A 19,645-nucleotide genomic window follows, 5' to 3' on the forward strand; every position below is an offset into this window, starting at 1 on the left:
TGAAAAGATTTAGAATACTAAGTGAACGCTATCGAAATAGACGAAAAAGATTCGGTTTACGCATTAACTTAATCGCTGCACTGGTAAACCGGATGAACTTGCAATAACGACTTTCGCAAGAGGTCTAATATTCGAGTCTTATTCCCCAAGACCAACTTAAATTCAGGAAAGTGGTATAGGCATAGGGTGCAGAAAATAAATTGTGTAATGCCAGAAAAACAATAAAAATGCCGAAAATAAAAATACGCTTGGTCTTTCCACCATTTGCAAGACTAAATGCCGAAAACATCAAGGTAAACAAACCAATACCAAGTACTGCCCCACAAATCATGGCAATACTCATCATCAAACGCTGATACTGTTGATTGATGGTGCGACTTAAACCAATTTTCATTGGATTTTTTAAACCACCTTGCAAGCTCTGAAAGCTAGACGCTTGAATGGTCAGGGTAAAATATTCACTTTCAGGAACAAAATATGCAATTCGTGGGGCATTTTCGGTTTGGTGACTACTCGCATCTGCACCGACTGTGCCAACACGCACCAGTGGATCGCCATTTAAAAATACCCGATAGGCGCCATATTGGTTGGGAATCCAAATCGCAATACGTCTGCCTAGAAATTCTTTTGGAATTTGAAAGTGCCCAATAAAAGTGCCGTAAGTATTGGCATTGCCCATTAAATCTTCAAATGAAGCAGGCAATTCAACGGTATTCGATGCCAGTACCGCACTGGGTTCTTGAATCAATTGTTGCGGATAAAACAACCATCGCCCAGTCAAAATACTCGGTTGATCTTCAGTAAATTGAACAGAATTGAGCAGTTGTTAATGTAGATAGTAAGATTCAGGTGCAGACTCATACTGCGCCAACACACGCGGTGGTGTGAGTACACTGCACAGTAAAATTAAGAAGAGAAATGCACACTTGTGCCACATCCGAGTGAAATTCAAAAACGCAAACGTCCTATTATGCTTATTTTTTAATCTAATCGTTCTTGCACTAAATTTGAAGTAAAAAATTAAGTCATTCATGCTAGACCTTACTGGCATCGGATGAATGACTTAAATTCTAGCGGTTGGGCTAAATTGTGAGGTGTTTATTGATCGCGTGTTTTCACATCATACAATTCAATTTCAAAAATCAAATTAGAATTGGCAGGAATGATATTACCCATTTTGCGCTCACCATAAGCCAAATGTGCAGGCACAATCAGTTTGCGTTTACCGCCCACTTTCATGCCCATGATGCCTTGATCCCAGCCTTTAATTACGCGACCTGTACCAATCACAGTTTCAAAATAGTTGCCACGGTCTAAGGATGAATCAAACTTGGTGCCATCTTCCAACCAGCCTGTGTAATGCGTAGTAATTAAAGCGCCTTTAACCGCTTCTTTACCTTCACCCACCACCAAATCAATAATTTCTAATTCCGCACTCATGTTCATCTCCAAATATTTACACTTCGATGTTTAAGATAATTTCCGACTCGGCTAAGTGTTATTGTAACTGTGTCCACTCAATCTGAGCCTGTGCCTGATCACCAATCAATGTCCATTCACCATCCATCACATTCAACTGCAATTGCATGGTACGCTCGCATAACGCTTGAATGGCTTCGGTACTTGCTGGCGATAGTTGCCACACTTCAACATTATTCAAAGTTTTGATTTTACTGTTACGTTTGTACCACTCATCTACCGATGAACCATAAGCAATAATCGCAACTTGCTTACAACGCGAACTGGCTTTTTTGACTTTGTCTTCATCTGGGCAACCAACTTCAATCCACTTGATTAACTGCCCTGTTAAGTCTTTTTCCCACAAAGCAGGCTCATCGGTTTCAAACAAATCTTTGGTAAATTCCAAAGCTTCATCTGCATAACGTGCGAATGCCAAAATACGCACCATCAAACGCTCAATAGTTTCAGAAGGATGCAATGCCATGGTGAGCTGATAGTCACCGTATTGATGCACATCCATATTGGCAATGTTCAAATCTGCCTTATAAATTGTCGCTTTCAGCGCCATTGTCTATTCCTAAAACCATGTTCAAATTTGCCGCTAAGCATAATGGATTTTCTGGGATTTTGCTTTATCGTTTGCCCGATAATGTATGGTTTTCAATCTAGAGCTGCAGCAGCATCGACCCGACACGCCAATAATTCAGCCTCAAACTTTGCCCAATCCCGCGCGGTTTGATAAATAATTTCCACCCGATTGTCTATGCCTTCATCTGTAGTTTGATAATTAAATTGTTGTGGATTGAAGTTAAAAATTTTCCAACCCTGATTGGTATAAAAAATCCCTTTAATACGCAGCCAATCTTGCTGTTCACAGAGTAAATCTAATAAGAGATAAAAGTCGAATTGCCAACGTTTAGGCAATTTCCAACCTGCGACTGCATATCCTTGTGCAGTTTCGATATAGTGATACGGCAATTGCTTAATTTCTGTAGGCTCTTGCGGATGTGTAGCGATGGTATTCTGTTGCAATTTTAGCAACGGCTGAATTTTACGCTGTGTACCGACATACGGTATATCCATTTCTGTCAAAGCCAGATGACCCTGTTCTGCTTTCAACCATTTTTGCGCGTAGGCTTGATATTCCTGTTGTAGTTGTATGAGGGCTTGCTCATCTGCCGCCTGCATTTGGTCTGCATGTGACACCACAATAATTTGTGCAGCTTTGAGCTGATCGGCATACAGGTTTTGCTGCGTCCACGCCTGATCATGCAAACGCGAACCATCTACTACCGTCACCAAGGCGCGCATCGATAAATGCGTATGCCAATGTGGTTCGGTCAGTTGTTCCAAGAGTTGCGCAGGATGCCCCAAACCTGTCGGCTCGATGAATAAACGGTCAGGCTTCGCTTCGGACAATAAACGCGACAAAGCAATTTGCATAGGCAATTGGCTGCTACAACATAAGCAACCGCCCAATAATTCTTTGACTTGATAACCCTGTTGCTGAGGTAAGAGTTGTTGATCGACCCCGATTTGTCCAAATTCATTCATCAGCACCGCCCAAACTTCATGTTCTGGTTTTTGGCTGAGTAACTGTTTCAATAAGGTGGTTTTTCCTGCACCGAGAAAACCAGAAATAATATGCGTCGGGACTGCTTTTTGTGGTGCAATTAATTTCAAAATAAGCTCACTTTATTGAATTTCAAACAACTCAAGCATGCTAAGCAAGTTTAGCGATTAGTTCAATCTGAATCTAAATACACTGAAATTTATTCATTTCAGCACATCTATCACCATCATGATTTGAAAAATTCGCTTACATTTATTACGTGATGATCTGCAACTTATTTGGGGAAATACACGAGTTTTAGCCGCTTGATGTTATGTTTTATTGCCAACCACGCAATTTTATTGCGGAAAACACAGCCATTTTGATTGGATTTGACTGCATATTTAAAACAAAAATTACCAAACTACGACCTATTCATCATCATTGTGCGGTTCAAGTAACCGTCATTGTTTTGCTTTGTTGCAAGCATTGATCCCATAGCTTTGGCTCTTTAGCATGAGTTCCTGTTCAGCCCGTTCAAATCAGGTGATGACTGACTTGAACACTTTAGCCGCAATAAGTTTTTTTACTTAATGCTTGTGCTGAGCACTCCCTACTACTCATGAAAAACTTTAAATAAGGATGCCAAACCATGAAATTGACACAAATTTTACTCGCTTCAACTTTTGCTTTTGCCACTGCAACTACTTTTGCTGCAAAGGCTGAATCGACAGCAACAGAACAGGAAAAAGTGGTTGTTTCAACGCAGGAAACTGTGGCTGAACCAGCTTCAGAACAAGCTGCTGCACAACCTGCATCTGAAGCAAGCACTGAAACCCCTGCTGCATCGACGCAACAGCCTTAAAACTTAGATACATTTAAAAATGTAAATCGAATACAAAAACTGAGTTTTCCGCCACTCTCTCGGTTTACTCAGTTTTTGTTTATCTACAAAGCCAATCAATATTGCCTTGGACAAAATTAAAAAATAGGCACAAAAAAACCTGTCTACAATTGCAAACAGGTTTTCAGCTAAATTTGATGAAAATTTAGTTTTGTTCAGTTTTCTTATAAATGCTGCAAGATGGATGATGATTTTCTTGCAAACGTGCTACTTTACGCTGCTCTGCTGCTTCAAAACGGCAACGCTTCCAGTCATTGTCTAATTTCAACGCAGGGATTTGTTTTGGTTTACCATTTTCATCGACTGCAACCATAGTGAAGTAACAGCTGTTGGTATGGCGCACTGTACGCTTTTGAATATTTTGTGCTTCTACACGAATCCCAATTTCCATTGAAGTACGACCGACATGGTTCACACTAGCAAGGAAAGTCACCAATTCACCCACATGAATCGGCTCTTTAAAGTTCACTTTATCAACCGAAAGGGTCACCACATAACTACCCGAATAGCGGCTTGCACATGCATACGCCACTTGGTCTAATAGTTTTAAAATTGTTCCACCATGTACATTCCCTGAGAAATTTGCCATGTCGGGTGTCATTAACACGGTCATGGTTAATTCTGACTGGTCATCTAACACTGGGGCAATTTGATCTAATGGTGACATCGCGTTCTCTAGACTCTTTTAAAGACAGTAAGATATGAGCCTATTATTATATCGCGTTTATAAAAGTTTGAATGTTCATTTCGGCAACAACTACATCATTATTATTTATATTGTTTATGATAACATTTATTTAAAATTATAAGACTAAAGACTAAGACTCCCAAGCTGTTATTTTTTAATCCATTTCTGATTTTTTAGAATATTTGTTCAAATTGAATATTACGTGAATCCCCCTGATTCAAGTGTTCAAAAAACAATCTAAAATCTTTTATTCAATGGATTATTCAAGCAAATTTCGGCGAATTTACACGAAAAAAAGTTCAATTTCCCCGTAAATTTTCAAACTTCGCTGCGACATTTAAACCAAGCGCAGCATTTCCTGCGACACATTGCTATAAGTCAAAGTTTGTTCGGTACTCAGTGCAGCTTCAATCACATAAGAACCATCTGGATTAATCATCGTCACTGTAAAAATAACTTGCTCCATAGTGGCAAGTTTCACCTGCTGTCCAATTTCAAAGCCGTGCATGAAGTATCCCCTCGATTTTTTATAAAGTTTTAAAGTCCTGAAGCACAAAAGTTAGGCCGTCTTGGAAGCATGTTCAATTGGTAAACTGCTTAAAAAACGAATTCAGTAAATGCTACATAGAATAAATGGAAACGGTGCGAAAGAACACGCTAAAAAATTGATTTTAAGTCTAAATACCTCATCTCAGTATTTAGATATCTTTATGGTATCTTTATTTTTAAACTATAATATCAAATACTTACAAAGAATAAATCTAAGCAATCTAACATTAAAGTTATTTTTATCAAGCACCTAATTAGACTTAAGTTAAATCTGTTGATTTCATTGAATTGACCTAAATGAAGGATCTGGACAGCTATTTAAACTGTCCATAAAGCCCAAAAGTATTACTCACTTTATAGTCTACAATTCTATGCCCATGCGCATAATGATGCTGTTGATAGACCTGATCAATTTTATTTAATTGCGCTGCGGTTGCTTCTGCACCTGCCAGCATAGTCGCTTCGCGCCCTTTTACATCAAAAATATGGGCTTTTTCACGTAAATCGGGTTGAATGACCACATCTGCCAGTTTCAATTCTTCATTGGCCAAATGCTTTTGCATAATATTAATATTTTGGTTAAACAATCCCCACACATTACTGGTTTCAGTATGAATAGGCTGCGCCAAAATATTCACGGCAATCACAATATCTGCCCCTAAATCGCGTGCAACCTTGACAGGTACAGGGCTCACTAAACCACCATCGACATATTCATGTTCTGCAATTTTAGTAGGTACAAACATACTTGGGATAGACACTGACGCACGCACCGCTTGACCCGTATTGCCATAATTAAATACAACTTTTTTGCCTTCTTTTAATTCAGTCGCCACCACGTACATCGGGATTTTAAATTGCTCCAAACGGAGTTGATCGACTTGTGCATTGACATAATTTTCAACTTTTTTACCATCAAAAAAGCCTTTTAAATCTAAAGTCACATCCCGCACATCATTGGCTTTCATATTCATGGCAATTTCACGTAATTGCTGTGCATTTTTACCACTGGCATAAATTGAACCGACAATGCTGCCTGCGCTGCTGCCCACAATAAAATCAGGATGAATACCGTACTGCTCAAGTACTTCAATCACCCCAATATGTGCATAACCACGTGCGCCACCACTGCCCAAAACCAAGGCGACAACTGGACGTTTTTTTTGTTGTTTTAACTGACGAAAATCAATTTGATTCAGGCGCGACTCTGCTTCAACCACGGGCTGCGACTCACGCAAAGTTTGAGTCGAAAATTGCTGCTGCGATGGCACCACCTGACATCCCACCATCAGTAATGCTGTAAGAGATACATACCCAATTTTCATAATGACCTTCTTGAATCCATAGGTTTCAGTCGATATTTCACCATCAATCGTGTCAAGGTTGATCAGCCTACTTGATACAGCAACCCTCTTAACGTCAACAGTTATGCTCTCTGTTTTTACCTTGCATGAGCGCCCATAGTCTATCTATTATTTTAACCGATCCTTGTAGTAATTCGTTAAACTGTCACTTCTAGCTACTACAGTGGCGCACAATTTGAATCTATCTAACATAATATGCAACCACCTTCTTATTCCTTATTATTCTGGATTTTTCTGCAATTAGGTTGTCTGTCTTTTGGGGGGCCTGCAGCGCATTTGGTGTTTTTCCATCAGCGTTTTGTGCAACAACTCAAATGGCTAGATGAATCCCAGTATTCACAAATTGTCGCACTTGCACAACTCTTACCCGGCCCAACTAGTAGTCAGGTGGGTTTAGCGATTGGTTATTTGCAAAAAGGCTATTGGGGCGCAGTCCTAGCGTGGTTGGGTTTTACCATGCCTTCCGCATTGTTTATGGCTTTGGTTGCAGTTTTGGGACATCAATATTTAGATGTCCTGTCTTCAAATAGCTTTCACAGCATTCAACTGATCGTATTGGCCGTGGTAGCTTGGGCATTTTGGCAAATGTTGCGCAGTTTTTGTAAAACGGTTTGGCAATATGCCTTAATGTTTGCTTCTGCCCTATTTATTTATCTGGTGCCATTGAGCTTCAATCAAGTTTTGGTGATTCTGATTGCCGCTTGTTTTGGCATTTGGATGGCGAAACGCGCAGCACCGACTGCTGCACCAGCATCCACCAATACAACGGCGACAGATACTCATTTTACTGCGGCACATTTACTCAAACATCGTCGTTATGCTGTATTTTGGGCAGTACTTTTTGTTACACCCTTTATTGTGCTGTCAGGTCTAAACTGGCTGCAACCTCAATTACTCTATGCAGCCAATTTAAGTTTCTATCAAGCCGCATCTTTGGTCTTTGGCGGTGGGCATGTCATTTTGCCTTTATTGCATCAAGATTTTGTTAGCACAGGCTTAGTCAGTGCAGAACAGTTCGATTTGGGTTATGCCATGGCGCAATTGGTACCTGGTCCACTGTTCAGCTTTGCAACATATTTGGGCAGTTTGATTCCAATGACAGAATCTATGCTGCTGAATGCGACTTTAGCCACGTTGGCGATTTTTATACCATCTTTCTTTTTGGTATTTACCACCTTGCCTTATTGGTCTTGGTTGATGCAGCAAGCCTATATTCGTCATGCGGTTACAGGGATTAATGCAGCGGTAGTCGGTTTGCTGCTGTATATGGTGCTCGAAATGGCACAGCGTCATATTTTGAGTATTGCTGATCTGCTGTTTATTGTTTTGGTGATTGGATTATTAAAATCCAAACTACCTATTTGGCTCAGTTTAATTGGTAGTTTTCTGGTCTATACAGCATTTTTGCATTTCATGGCTTAAATTAAAAATGCTACAGATCAAATAAAAATGCCAGTTCAATTGAACTGGCATTTTTTGTGGATGACTGAATCAAGCCTGAATACTTTGGAGCTTAGCCACCAAAGAATTTTAGAATAGATTGAATCACCGCAACGTTAATTAAATCGACAAAGAATGCACCACACAGCGGCACAATCAAGAACGCTTTATAAGATGGACCATACATATTGGTAATGGCCTGCATATTGGCGACTGCTGTTGGCGTTGCCCCCATCCCAAAACCACAGTGTCCTGCTGCCAACACGGCTGCATCGTAGTTTTTCCCCATAAGACGGAAGGTCACAAAAGCTGCATATAACGCCATTGTGAGTGCTTGCGCACCTAAAATCACCATCAACGGACCTGCCAAATCGGCCAATTGCCATAGTTTGAGTGACAACAACGCCATCGCCAAATATAACGATAAAGATGCATTCCCAAACACATCAATCGCACGGTCAAAAATATTAACTTTAAAAATACTTTCTAAGACATTACGCAGAACCACACCGCCCGCCAATGCCCAAACGAAAGTTGGTAATTCAAACATCGTGCCTTTGGCAGCGCCTGTCATAAATTCGGCAAATGCCAAACATCCAGCAAATAAACCCAAAGTAGTAATTGCATTATCTGCTGTAATTAAACGAACCTGATGCGGATATTCAAATGGAATAAACTCATTGGAATCTTGATCCGCAGGCGTATTATCGCGTTTTTCAATTTGTTCGTCGGTACGTGGTACAGCCAATTGATGACGGTTGATTAAAGTTTTAGCCAGTGGACCACCAATTAAACCACCAATAATTAAACCAAAGGTCGCACTTGCCATGCCCAGTGCCAAAGCACCTTGAATACCATATTGGGTTTCTAAAATTTCACCCCACGCACCTGCTGTACCATGACCGCCAGTTAAAGTAATCGATCCTGCAATTAAACCAATTAGTGGATCAATACCTAACAATGTTGCAAGACTAATGCCGACAATGTTTTGCAACACAATAAATGTGGAAATTGCAATCAAGAAAATAATTAAACCGATTCCGCCCTGACGCAATTTTGTGAAGTTCGCGCTTAAACCAATCGAGGCGAAGAAAATAAGCATAAAGCTAGTTTGCAATGCGCTACTGGTGGTAATGCTATAACCCCAAAATTGATTCACCAACAATGAAACAATAGCGGCAACCAAACCACCTGCAACAGGTTCAGGAATATTATAGCGTTTTAAAAAATCAATTTTATTGACTAAAAGTCGCCCTAAGAGCAGGACGATGACCGCAGCAATCAGCGTATAAAACGCATTAAAAGTAAATTCCATGGCAATATCCATATAGTGATTGCAGATTGTTTTTAATACGATGAAGAGCTGTCTATGCAAACCAAAGCATTTGCATCACTATGACTCTAAATCAACTAAAAAATGCCGCAATACAAAGTATGTAAACAGTATTGTATTTGACCGATGTTTAAGATGTATGCGTTTCGCTGAGCCAACCCAATCCTTAGGTTTCACTCAAGCGTTATGGTCTGCGTTTGCCTAGAACAGAAGAAAAGAAAGACAAAAGACAGCAATTTCACTTTCGGGGTGACTTCGAGTGCAAACAACTGAATCGGCTTAACACTGAGAGGTAATCTCATATAAGCTCCAAAATATCTGAGGTGGATAAATACCTTCCGATAAAGATATTCAACCACTTGACAAAAAACAGCAAGATTAAAGGTCGATCATTATGCATTTTTTTTAACAAAAAGCTGCTATTTTCTGCGTTTTTTCTATAATTTTTAATGATTGTTTTAAGCTATAAGTGAAAGTTACAGCATTCTTTGAAAATGCATAAAATTTAAGTTACTGAATTAGTGGTATAAACTTCATACATAAAAAAACAGAGCTTAAAATTAAGCTCTGTTTTGGATTTTGCTCAAAAGTAGCGACTTAGAAGCTATAACGCGCCATAAAGCCTACACGGTCATCACTGAATTTCTTACCATCAAAGTTTTTACGCTCACCATTAATATATTCAATACCTAAATCGACTGGTTTTACAGGTGAATAGATAAAGTTAATCCACGCTTGTTGTACTGTTTCATTTTGATCAACATTAGCTATTGCACGTGCATAATCTGTACCATCATCCGCAAATAAAGCACCATAAGCTAAAGTCGAACGTAATTGTGGTGAGAACTTATACGTTGCACCCACTTGTACAGCAACTGCTTCGTTTTGTTCAATACTATTACCTACAACTGAATATGCTGTATTACTGCCATATAGATGGTTGCTGTTGCCTTTCATATATGCAACATCAGCAGATACTTTAAGCGGCTCTGCAACTTGGTAATTCGCACCTACAGCTGCACCCCAACCTGTTTTGTCATCATTTGCTGCATCTGATTTATAGTGTTCAACCAATGCACGCGCAGAAGCCAAACCTTTACCATCAGCAAAACCTTGAGTCACTTTTGCTGTTAAAACAGGTAAACGATAGCTCAAATCGCCAGTTTGGGTCGCCTTACTATTACCTTCTTCAGCAGATACAAATAATTGAGTTGCTGGCGCTAATTTTTGGCTATAACGCACTTGTGGCACACGTGCAGAAGCACCTGTTCCACCAATGTTCGTACTAAAGTCAATCATTTCTGGCGCATGTACTGAAGCAAAGCTTGAAGTCGTTTGACCAAATAACCAGTCATTGAAAGTTAGATAAGCATGGCGAATACGTAAGTTTTCTGCTGCACCGCTTGCAAAGTCAACTTCAACTTTACCACCTACTTTGTTGTCACCAACAGGTGTATTAAAGTCTAACCCTAAACGCGTTACTTTTGCAGTTGCTACAAGTTTATCTTTGGTAGATTTCGTTGTTGCATTACCCACAGCATGAGTACTGTTAAAGTCACTGTCTGCACCATCAATAATATAGTTTGCATCACCACGTACAAAACCATAAATAGAAACATCTGCGCCTGATTTAGACTTTAAGCTGCTTAATGCACTTGCAGGTGCAGCAGGCTTCGCCTGTTGTACTTGGGCAATTTGAGTTTGCTGCTGTTGTTGTACTTGCTGTTGTTGCTGAATTAATGATTTTAACGCTTCAACTTCTTGACGAAGTTCTTGAATTTGTTGTTGCTCAGTTTTTGCTGCGTGTGCAGTACCTACTATTAAAGTTGTAACAGCAATAGCTAAACCTTTGATCATAAATTGACCGTTGAGTAATTGACTCATTTATCTCTCCAAAATAAAACAACGCTGCATCCGTGCATGATGATTTTGTTCGTCATCTATCGATTTCACATCGAATTATAAAAATGGCTTAAAAATCAAAACACTTTTGCCAAATAGTCCAAGACACTCAAATATTTCAAATTGTGTCATTTATTACAGACTTCAATCTATCAAGTTATGACGTTTATTAAAATCAGTTTTCCCGAATAAGAAATCACAATTAATCATAATTACAGATTCAAACAATTAAACCATATAAAATTCAACACCTTAAATAGGTTGATTATTCAAGTATTTACACCACCATTAGACTATTGTATATATTTCAGTTCTGTTAAAAAGCCCGATTTTTTCGAAAAAAATCACCATTTGAAAAAGTATTGACCCCAACTCAGTCTGGTTGCGGTTGTAAAATATGAAAAACGGCGAACATTCCAGACCCAATAAATAGCAGCATTAATACAGCCATATTCAGCAAAGCACTACCTGTTAAAAAATTGAGTAACACCCCACCAATCAAGCCACAAAAGAATTGCACACTACCCATGACCGCACTGGCTGTTCCTGCACGTGCGCCTTGTTTTGCCATTGCCAGTGCCATGGCATTCGGGCCTGTAAAACCAATCCCAGACACGGCAAGAAATAAACCGATCATCACCAATGCCAAAGGTGCATACCCCAAACTACCTGCAAGCAGTAGAATGACCGCACCACTCAGTTGAATCATGCTGCCCAATTTTAAGCGTTGTAACACACCCAATTTGCCACTGATTTTTTTATTCAGGGTCGAAAACAGCATAATACCAATCGCATTGGCACCAAACACATAAGCAAAAGCTGTTTCACTCAAGCCATATTGATCCATCATGACTGCACTTGAACCGCTGATATAGCAAAACAATGCCCCACCAGTCAGACAGCCTGCCAACATTGGAAAACGAAAATCACGATCTTTTAAAATGGCAAAATATAAGGTCAGTACTTGCTGAAAGTTCAAATTTAAACGACGTTCTTTCGCCAAAGTTTCTTTAAAAAAGAAGTGCACACATAAACAGCAAATAATTCCAACGCAGGTCAGCACTACAAAAATAGCTTGCCAATTCATCCATCTAAGTACCCATGCGCCCAGCGTAGGTGCAATAATGGGCGCAATGGTCATCACAATCATCATGCTCGAAAAAGCTTGAGCGGATGTTTGCAAATCCAAGCGATCACGAATAGCTGCTCGTGCAATTACCACACCCACACAGCCACCCAAAGCCTGCAAAATACGTGCAGCAATCAGTCCCCATTCATTTTGAGCAAACACGCACAACATACTGGCGAGTGAAAATAGTGCCAAGCCAAAATATAAAGGCGGCTTACGTCCAATCCGATCACTCAGCGGCCCGTAAATCAGTTGACCCAATGCCAAACCTAAAAAGTAGGCAGGCAAACTGTTTGCGACCATTTGGGTCGATACGCCAAACTCGCTTGCCATAACGGGCAAGGCAGGCAAATACATATCAATCGATAAAGGCCCAAGCGAAGTCAATAACGCCAACAATAAAATCCACGCAGTCGAATATTGCCGCATGTTGGGTTGTTGCGCAGATGGTGGCGTACTGCTTGAACTTGGCAGCGTTTTCGATATGCTCATATTTTATGATGAAATGACAGATGTACAGACAAGCTTACACGCTCCATAGTATGATTTGTTGTGATCAAAGATGAATTTTCACATATTAGGTACTCTAAACATCTCATCTACAGTTACAATGTACGCAAACCTTCATCTTGCAGCATAAATCTCTGTTTAGACAGAAAAGTTTACTTAAAGGAATGATGTTGAAACCTTGGCTGATAAAGCTCAAACAAGCGACCTATAACACCACATTTATGTATAACATCCGCATGCTCATTGCATTTGCGGGAACTGCTTTTGTTCCCTATTTTATGGGGATGCAGCTTGCCACTATTCCTTTAACTTTAGGTGTGCTTGCCGCAGGTTTGAGTGATATTGATGACCGTTTTTCGGTGCGTATTGTCAATCAGCTCTATACTTATATTGGTTTCTTTGTTACCGCCACATCAATTCAGTTTTTATTTCCGCATCCTATTTTATTTGCTACAGGCTTAATCCTGTCGTGTATTGTCTTAATTTTGCTCGGTTCGCTCGGACGACGTTATGCCACCATTTCTTATGGCTGTTTGGTGGTGTCAGTCTATTCCATGCTTGGCGTCAACCTATTTGATGACTGGTACATGCAGCCGCTGCTTTTGGTTTCGGGCGCAATTTGGTACGGCTTAATTTCGACCATCAGCTTTTTACTGTTCCCTGTTCGTGCCTTACAAGACAAACTTTCACTCAGTTATTCTTCTTTGGGTGATTTTTTATTTGCCAAATCAAATCTATTTGATGTGGATATGACTGCACCGAGTTATCAACAAAGTATCATTGATTTATCACTTGAAAATGGCAAATTAATTGCGATTTTTAACGACTTAAAAACCGCTTTACTGACCCGTTTAAAAGGTGACCGCGGGCAAAAAGATACCCGACGTAGCTTACAGTATTACTTTGTCGCACAAGACATTCACGAACGTGCCGACTCTGCACATATTGATTATCAAAAACTGGCGAAAATATTTCAGCACAGCGATATTTTATTTCGCTTCCAGCGTATTTTGTCGATTCAAGGCAAAGCCTGTAAAGATTTAAGCGAAAGCATTTTGCATCGTAAACCTTATGTGCATAACAAGCGTTTTAAACATGCTTTTGAAAATCTTAAACAGTCTTTAGAAAAACTGCGCAGTGAACAGCAATATGACCAAGTCTGGATTAATGCACTGTTTGCCTTATACCAAAACCTGAAATCAATTGATGCTCAACTGCGTAACCTTGAAACCGAACGCAATATTAAACTGGATAAATCAAAACATATTGAACAACAACTGAAAGATGACGACTTAAAAAGTTGGGATGATATTGTCATTCGGATCAAGCAGCATTTAACCCCAGAATCGGTCTTGTTCCGCCACGCCATTCGTTTGTCGATTGTACTATTGATTGGCTATATTTTTGTGCAAGTCACCAATATTCAATATGGCTACTGGATTTTACTGACCGCCCTGTTTGTGATGCAGCCCAACTTTAACACCACCAAACGACGTTTACGTTTGCGTATTATTGGGACGTTGGCAGGGATTGTAGTCGGCTACACCATTTTATATTTTGTACCATCTGTAGAAGGACAATTACTGGTTTTAGTGATTAGTGGCATGTTGTTCTTTGAATTGCGTAGTAAACAATATGCACAAGCCACTGCCTTTATGACCATTTTGGCGCTGATGAACTTTAACCTAGAGGGTTTAGGCTATGCTGCAGCCGTACCACGTATGGTCGATACCTTAATTGGTTGTGCGCTAGCATGGTTTGGCGTGAGTTTTATCTTCCCCGATTGGAAATTCCGCCGTCTATCACGCACGATTCGCCGCTCACTCACCGCGCAATGTGGCTATTTGGCAGAAGTGATTGAACAATATAAAAATGGACGCAACAACGGTTTGAATTATCGTGTCGTGCGCCGTGCTGCTCATAATACCGATGCAGAAGTTGCTTCACTGATTTCAACACTCGCCACCGAACCTGATTTTGACCCCAATCAAAAAGCTCAAGCCTTTGAGTTCTTGTGTCTAAATCACACCTTTATTAGCTATATTGCTGCACTTGGTGCGCATCGTGACAAAATTGACGATCAGGAAGTCTTGCAACTGCTCGATCAAGCGATGGACGATATTCAAGGTGCTTTACTGAAAGATGAAACGCCAGATTTAAGCGCACAAAACATGCTGCAAACCATTCGTCAGCGTTTAAGCCAAAACAAAGAAGAAGATCAAAAATCATTGATTATTTTGCAGCAATTATCTTTGATGATGAGTATCTTGCAGCAATTAAGTCGCTTAAAACAAAGTTTAAGCCACGAACATGATCAGGACGCAACGGAACTGGCGTCTTTATAAACAATCCTGCAAACGGTCAGTGCCTACTTATTCGCCCTAAGCTGCACAAGTATTCACCGACCTTAGCATGATTTTGCGACAATATACTCACTGCATGACAGCAATTAATGCTAAACTTTTTATAGTTTTAAATTTGTTAGTTTCACTATGACCGCGAAAAGTTTATACGCCTATACCCTACAGCCTGTGATCTACGAAGTTTCTGAAGAAGAACAACGTCACGCACAACTGGTAATTTGGCGCAGTACCAATAAAATTGGCATGAAAGCATGGATTATTATGGGTGTGATTGTTGCCCTTTCCATTTTAGGCATTCTGCTGTTAAAAAATTATTCGACAATTTTCTGCTGGGTTGCCATTGTCTGTGTGGCACTCTACCTGCTCGTGCGTAAATACGGCTTGGAATGGTACGTTAAGCGCAAAATGAATGAATTTCCTGTGCAAGAAATTAAAGGGATTCGTTTAGGCGTACAGCCACACGGTATCGTGATGCGTCAGCAAATGGGCGCTCAAGAAGGCGTGGGTGCAATTGGCTGGAAAGATGTGTATGAATGGTACAATACCCCTGAGTTTATCTTGATGAACTTCAAAGTAAAAGGTCAGCAAGGTGCTTATATTCTGCCTAAGCGTATGGACAGCAAGAACTTTTCGTTCAACACCATTCGCAAGCATTTGACTGAAGCTGCAGGCGAAGCCAAGCAAATCTAAATATCCCTATTTAAAAATAAACCTCTATCCCCTGTGATGGAGGTTTTTTTTGCTTAAAATTAAAACAATGAACGATAATGAGAATAAATAGCATTTGCATTAACTTCATCTCTGCATTATTCTGCATCACAATTCATACTCAACAACCAACGCTTATGCTGAAGAAAGCCTTTTTCCAAATTCACTGGTTCCTTGGTATTACTGCAGGACTGATCTTGTCACTCATGGGCGTGACAGGTGCGATTTATTCCTACGAACAAGAAATTCTAAAATGGATGAATCCGAACAGTTATCAGGTACAAGTTGAGCAGAAAGCCAAACTAAGCCCTGCAGAAATTTATCAACATTTTCAGCGTACCCAACCTGACTATAAAATTAATAGCATCACCGTTGCAAAAGACCCGGCTGCATCTTCAACCATCAATATTGCGAAAGAAGGTGCAAAACGTGGACAAAATATCCTGATTAATCCTTACTCGGCAGCAGTGTTGCCTGAAATTCGGGGACGTGAATTTTTCCAGTTTATTCAGCAATTACACCGCAACTTAACCGTAGGGCCTATTGGTAAACAAATTACAGCCGCATGTACCCTCATGTTGTTGTTCTTTGTGTTAAGTGGCATTTACCTACGCTGGCCGAAACGCCATTCATTTAAACAATGGTTTGCGCTCAAACCTCAATTAAAAGGACGTAATTTTATTTGGGATTTACATGCCGTAGTAGGTACATGGGTGGTGATTTTCTATCTAGTTTTGGCATGCACAGGGCTATATTGGTCGTATGAGTGGTGGCGCAATGGCATGTTTAAAGTCATGGGTGTGGAAAGACCACAAGCGCAATTGCAAGCAGATGGACGCAACAAACCTGTAAATTCAAATGCTCAAGCACCTCATCAGGCTGCGCAAACACAAACTGCAGGACGCCGCGCAAACACTACAAAACCAGCCAAGCAGAATACGCTGGATCAGGCACAAATCAATCTGGCATTGACGAAGGCATGGCAACATTTCCCGCAGCAATTGGGGCAGGATTATTCCAGTATCACTTTTAATGTGCCTAAACACGCCAATACTGAAATTGAAATTAACTTTGTCGATGTCATTCCACAACATGAACGTGCCCGCAATAACGCAACTTTTGATTATCAACAAGCACGTATTACTCAACTTGAATTATATGTAGACAAACGGCTTAATGAAAAAATCATGAGCAGTATGCTGCCTGTGCATCGCGGTAGTTTCTTTGGGCCTGTTTATCAATTTTTAGCCATGCTTTCTGCATTGATGATGCCGCTGTTTTTCGTCACAGGTTGGATGCTCTATTTAAAACGTCGTAAACAAAAGCGTTTGACTCTTGCTGCACGTCAAAACCAGACTCAATTTCAGATCGACCCAAATGCTGCACACTGGCTCATTGTCTATGCCAGCCAAACAGGTACTGCCGAACAATTGGCATGGCGCACCGCTACTAGTCTGCAAGAAGCACATCAGCCTGTCACAGTCAAAGCCCTGCAACATCTCAGCCTTGAAGATCTTAAAAACACCACCCAACTGTTATGTATTGCTAGCACTTATGGCACAGGTGATGCACCCGATTTGACCTCAAGTTTTGTGAAAAAAATCCTACCGCAAACCTGTGACCTGAGTCATTTGCGTTATGCAGTACTGGCTTTAGGTTCACGTGAATATGCAGATCATTACTGCCGTTTTGGACATACGATTGCTGCATGGTTGCAACGTAATCAAGCACATGCCTTGTTCAATACCATTGAAGTTAATAATGCCAATCCTGCAGACATACAGCGTTGGAATCAGGCTTTGGTACAGGTCACACAACTTGACTTACCAAGTATGCATATCGAAAAAACTTTTGATACATGGACCTTACAGCAACGTGACTTGCTAAATCCCAACAGTTTAGGCGCACCCGCCTTCAATATTGAACTGTTAGCACAACATGATGTGCATTGGTCTGCAGGTGATATTGCAGAAATTCAGCCTGAAAACAGCACTGCACGGATTCACGCCTTTTTAAAACAGCATCAACTCGATGCCAATACAATTCTTGCTGATGGTCAGCAAACCTTAGTACAGGCTTTGGCAGATAAAGACCTCACCGCGCCAATTCAGACATTTAAAACTGCGGATGAATTATTGGCACAACTTTCACCCTTGCCTAGTCGTGAATATTCAATTGCCAGTATTCCTTCACAACAGGTTTTAAGACTTGTGGTGCGTCAAAAATTCGATGCTCAAGGCGAGCTTGGCTTAGGTTCAGGTTGGTTAACTGCACATGCTGCACTTGGGCAAAATATCGCATTACGCATTCGCAATAATCCATCTTTCCATTTAATTGATGATGACCGCCCAATTATTTGTATTGGCAACGGTACAGGGCTTGCAGGATTAATGAGCTTATTGCATGCACGTACCCGCCTGAATTACACCCAAAACTGGTTGTTTTTTGGTGAACGTCAGCAAGCGCACGATTACTTTTATCAGCACACCATCGAGGCTTGGCAAAGCACAGGTATGCTACAACGCCTTGATTTGGCCTTTTCCCGTGATCAAGCCGAAAAAGTCTATGTACACCATAAGTTACGCGAACAGGCTGAAGAATTAAAACGCTGGATTGAACAAAATGCCGTGATTTATGTCTGCGGTAGCATTCAAGGCATGGCCAGTGATGTCGACCAAGCCTTAAAAGATATTTTGGGTGAGACTCAACTGGAACAATTACGTCAGCAAGGACGTTATCGCCGAGATGTGTATTAGGATTTGTTGACACTTTTTAAATGGCTTGCGCTGTAGCTCTATAGCTAAAACTTGGCAATTCACCCAAGTTTTATCCATAGCCTCAGCCGAAACATAATTCAGTTGAGGCAAAATTTTTCAGCAGCTTCGGCTATACTGTTTGTACAGCATCACAGTACAATAAAATTATGCAAGGCATGCAAGCAAGTCACGTACAAACACAATTTAGTCTATTTAAAAGAATATTGAGTAGCCTAATTGGATTAATTTTAGTATTGGATGGTGCCTATCTCATCAGCTTAAAGAAAATTCATTTCGGCACCGTTTTACCTGTTTTAATAGGCATGATGCTGCTGTGTTATGCCATTTTCTATACTTGGATTCAAAGCTACTTAAAACAACATACACGCTTAGATTGGCTGTGGAAATTCGGTTGGGGCGTATTTTGGCTGTGGTGCATCAGCCTGCTGATCTTTTTTACTTATATTCATTTCAGTACACAGCAGCAAAATACTGTAACCAACAATGCTAAAGTGGTGATTGTACTCGGCAGTGGCATTGAAAATGGACAACCATCGCCCACGCTCGCCAAACGACTGGATACTGCAGCCGCGTATGCCTTGGAGCATCCACAAAGTTATTTAATAGTCAGTGGTGGCCCTGCTTTTGCGGAACAACTCACCGAAGCGCAGGTGATGTCCAACTATTTGCAACAACGTTATGCAATTGCAGCATCACACATTATCTTGGAAACCCAAAGCACCAGTACGGCACTTAATTTGAAAAACAGTCAGCCCTTGCTGCATACATTAGGCACAGATAAAACCCAACCGATTATAATTGTCACCAGCGACTTTCACACACCACGTGCAGCAGCCATTGCCAAACGACAAGGATACACACAGTTCAGCATGCTCAGTGCAACGACACCACTCTATACCCGCTATAACGCATGGTTACGCGAGTATTTTGCTTATATCAGTGGTTGGCTGCTGAATGAGTATTAA

At 40.5% G+C, this 19,645-nt stretch carries 15 protein-coding genes and 2 pseudogenes; 7 read left to right on the plus strand and 10 right to left on the minus strand.

Annotated features, from left to right (window positions below; translation table 11 throughout):
• Positions 1-107, plus strand: a pseudogene (locus tag ACEO2X_RS01895) (IS5/IS1182 family transposase); the annotation flags it as partial.
• 20 nt (positions 108-127) lie between these two features.
• Here the strand turns inward: ACEO2X_RS01895 and ACEO2X_RS01900 are convergent.
• The 4 genes and pseudogenes from ACEO2X_RS01900 to ACEO2X_RS01915 form a co-directional block, all read right to left on the minus strand.
• Positions 128-1,033, minus strand: a pseudogene (locus ACEO2X_RS01900) (histidine kinase); the annotation flags it as partial.
• Between the two features lie 65 nt (positions 1,034-1,098).
• Positions 1,099-1,440, minus strand: coding sequence for an FKBP-type peptidyl-prolyl cis-trans isomerase (locus ACEO2X_RS01905; protein ID WP_004977304.1), 342 nt, complete (start codon positions 1,438-1,440; stop codon positions 1,099-1,101).
• Between the two features lie 58 nt (positions 1,441-1,498).
• The gene (locus tag ACEO2X_RS01910) at positions 1,499-2,029 is read right to left on the minus strand and encodes a YaeQ family protein (protein ID WP_179989704.1); all 531 of its coding nucleotides are present in this window, start codon (positions 2,027-2,029) and stop codon (positions 1,499-1,501) included.
• Between the two features lie 92 nt (positions 2,030-2,121).
• Positions 2,122-3,144, minus strand: coding sequence for a GTP-binding protein (locus ACEO2X_RS01915; RefSeq protein WP_323712413.1), 1,023 nt, complete (start codon positions 3,142-3,144; stop codon positions 2,122-2,124).
• 521 nt (positions 3,145-3,665) lie between these two features.
• On the opposite strand from ACEO2X_RS01915, the gene ACEO2X_RS01920 reads away from it, so the two are divergent.
• Positions 3,666-3,878 (plus strand): hypothetical protein, encoded by a 213-nt coding sequence (locus ACEO2X_RS01920; protein ID WP_004977309.1) that lies wholly within the window; start codon positions 3,666-3,668, stop codon positions 3,876-3,878.
• Positions 3,879-4,062: 184 nt separating this feature from the next.
• On the opposite strand, the gene ACEO2X_RS01925 is transcribed toward ACEO2X_RS01920, so the two are convergent.
• The 3 genes from ACEO2X_RS01925 to ACEO2X_RS01935 form a co-directional block, all read right to left on the minus strand.
• Positions 4,063-4,584 carry an acyl-CoA thioesterase gene (locus ACEO2X_RS01925; protein WP_004977311.1) on the minus strand — a complete coding sequence of 174 codons (522 nt, stop codon included), beginning with the start codon at positions 4,582-4,584 and terminating at the stop codon, positions 4,063-4,065.
• 358 nt (positions 4,585-4,942) lie between these two features.
• Positions 4,943-5,113, minus strand: coding sequence for a hypothetical protein (locus ACEO2X_RS01930; RefSeq protein WP_004977313.1), 171 nt, complete (start codon positions 5,111-5,113; stop codon positions 4,943-4,945).
• A gap of 355 nt (positions 5,114-5,468) precedes the next feature.
• Positions 5,469-6,443, minus strand: a complete 975-nt coding sequence (locus ACEO2X_RS01935) for a patatin-like phospholipase family protein (protein ID WP_162164697.1) — start codon at positions 6,441-6,443, stop codon at positions 5,469-5,471.
• A gap of 270 nt (positions 6,444-6,713) precedes the next feature.
• Here ACEO2X_RS01935 and chrA point away from each other — a divergent pair, with 270 nt between their 5' ends.
• Complete coding sequence (gene chrA, locus ACEO2X_RS01940; protein WP_371970995.1) at positions 6,714-7,940, plus strand: chromate efflux transporter; 1,227 nt, start codon at positions 6,714-6,716, stop codon at positions 7,938-7,940.
• Positions 7,941-8,031: 91 nt separating this feature from the next.
• On the opposite strand, the gene gltS is transcribed toward chrA, so the two are convergent.
• The 3 genes from gltS to ACEO2X_RS01955 form a co-directional block, all read right to left on the minus strand.
• The gene (gltS, locus tag ACEO2X_RS01945; RefSeq protein WP_131261496.1) at positions 8,032-9,273 is read right to left on the minus strand and encodes a sodium/glutamate symporter; all 1,242 of its coding nucleotides are present in this window, start codon (positions 9,271-9,273) and stop codon (positions 8,032-8,034) included.
• Positions 9,274-9,888: 615 nt separating this feature from the next.
• Entirely contained in the window at positions 9,889-11,175 is a 1,287-nt protein-coding gene (locus tag ACEO2X_RS01950; protein ID WP_371970996.1) for a DcaP family trimeric outer membrane transporter, read from the minus strand.
• Positions 11,176-11,566: 391 nt separating this feature from the next.
• The gene (locus tag ACEO2X_RS01955; protein ID WP_346781324.1) at positions 11,567-12,751 is read right to left on the minus strand and encodes a multidrug effflux MFS transporter; all 1,185 of its coding nucleotides are present in this window, start codon (positions 12,749-12,751) and stop codon (positions 11,567-11,569) included.
• 251 nt (positions 12,752-13,002) lie between these two features.
• Here ACEO2X_RS01955 and yccS point away from each other — a divergent pair, with 251 nt between their 5' ends.
• From yccS to ACEO2X_RS01975, 4 genes are all read left to right on the plus strand, one after another.
• A complete protein-coding gene (yccS, locus tag ACEO2X_RS01960) occupies positions 13,003-15,177 on the plus strand; it encodes a YccS family putative transporter (RefSeq protein ID WP_180005964.1) in 2,175 nt (724 codons plus the stop codon).
• Between the two features lie 147 nt (positions 15,178-15,324).
• Positions 15,325-15,885, plus strand: coding sequence for a YcxB family protein (locus ACEO2X_RS01965; protein ID WP_070152580.1), 561 nt, complete (start codon positions 15,325-15,327; stop codon positions 15,883-15,885).
• Positions 15,886-16,040: 155 nt separating this feature from the next.
• On the plus strand, positions 16,041-18,659 hold the full coding sequence (locus ACEO2X_RS01970) for a PepSY domain-containing protein (RefSeq protein WP_371970997.1): 2,619 nt from the start codon (positions 16,041-16,043) through the stop codon (positions 18,657-18,659).
• 167 nt (positions 18,660-18,826) lie between these two features.
• Positions 18,827-19,645, plus strand: a complete 819-nt coding sequence (locus ACEO2X_RS01975) for a YdcF family protein (RefSeq protein ID WP_096901468.1) — start codon at positions 18,827-18,829, stop codon at positions 19,643-19,645.

The organism is Acinetobacter sp. AL9, from assembly GCF_041464035.1.
GTDB lineage: Bacteria > Pseudomonadota > Gammaproteobacteria > Pseudomonadales > Moraxellaceae > Acinetobacter > Acinetobacter towneri.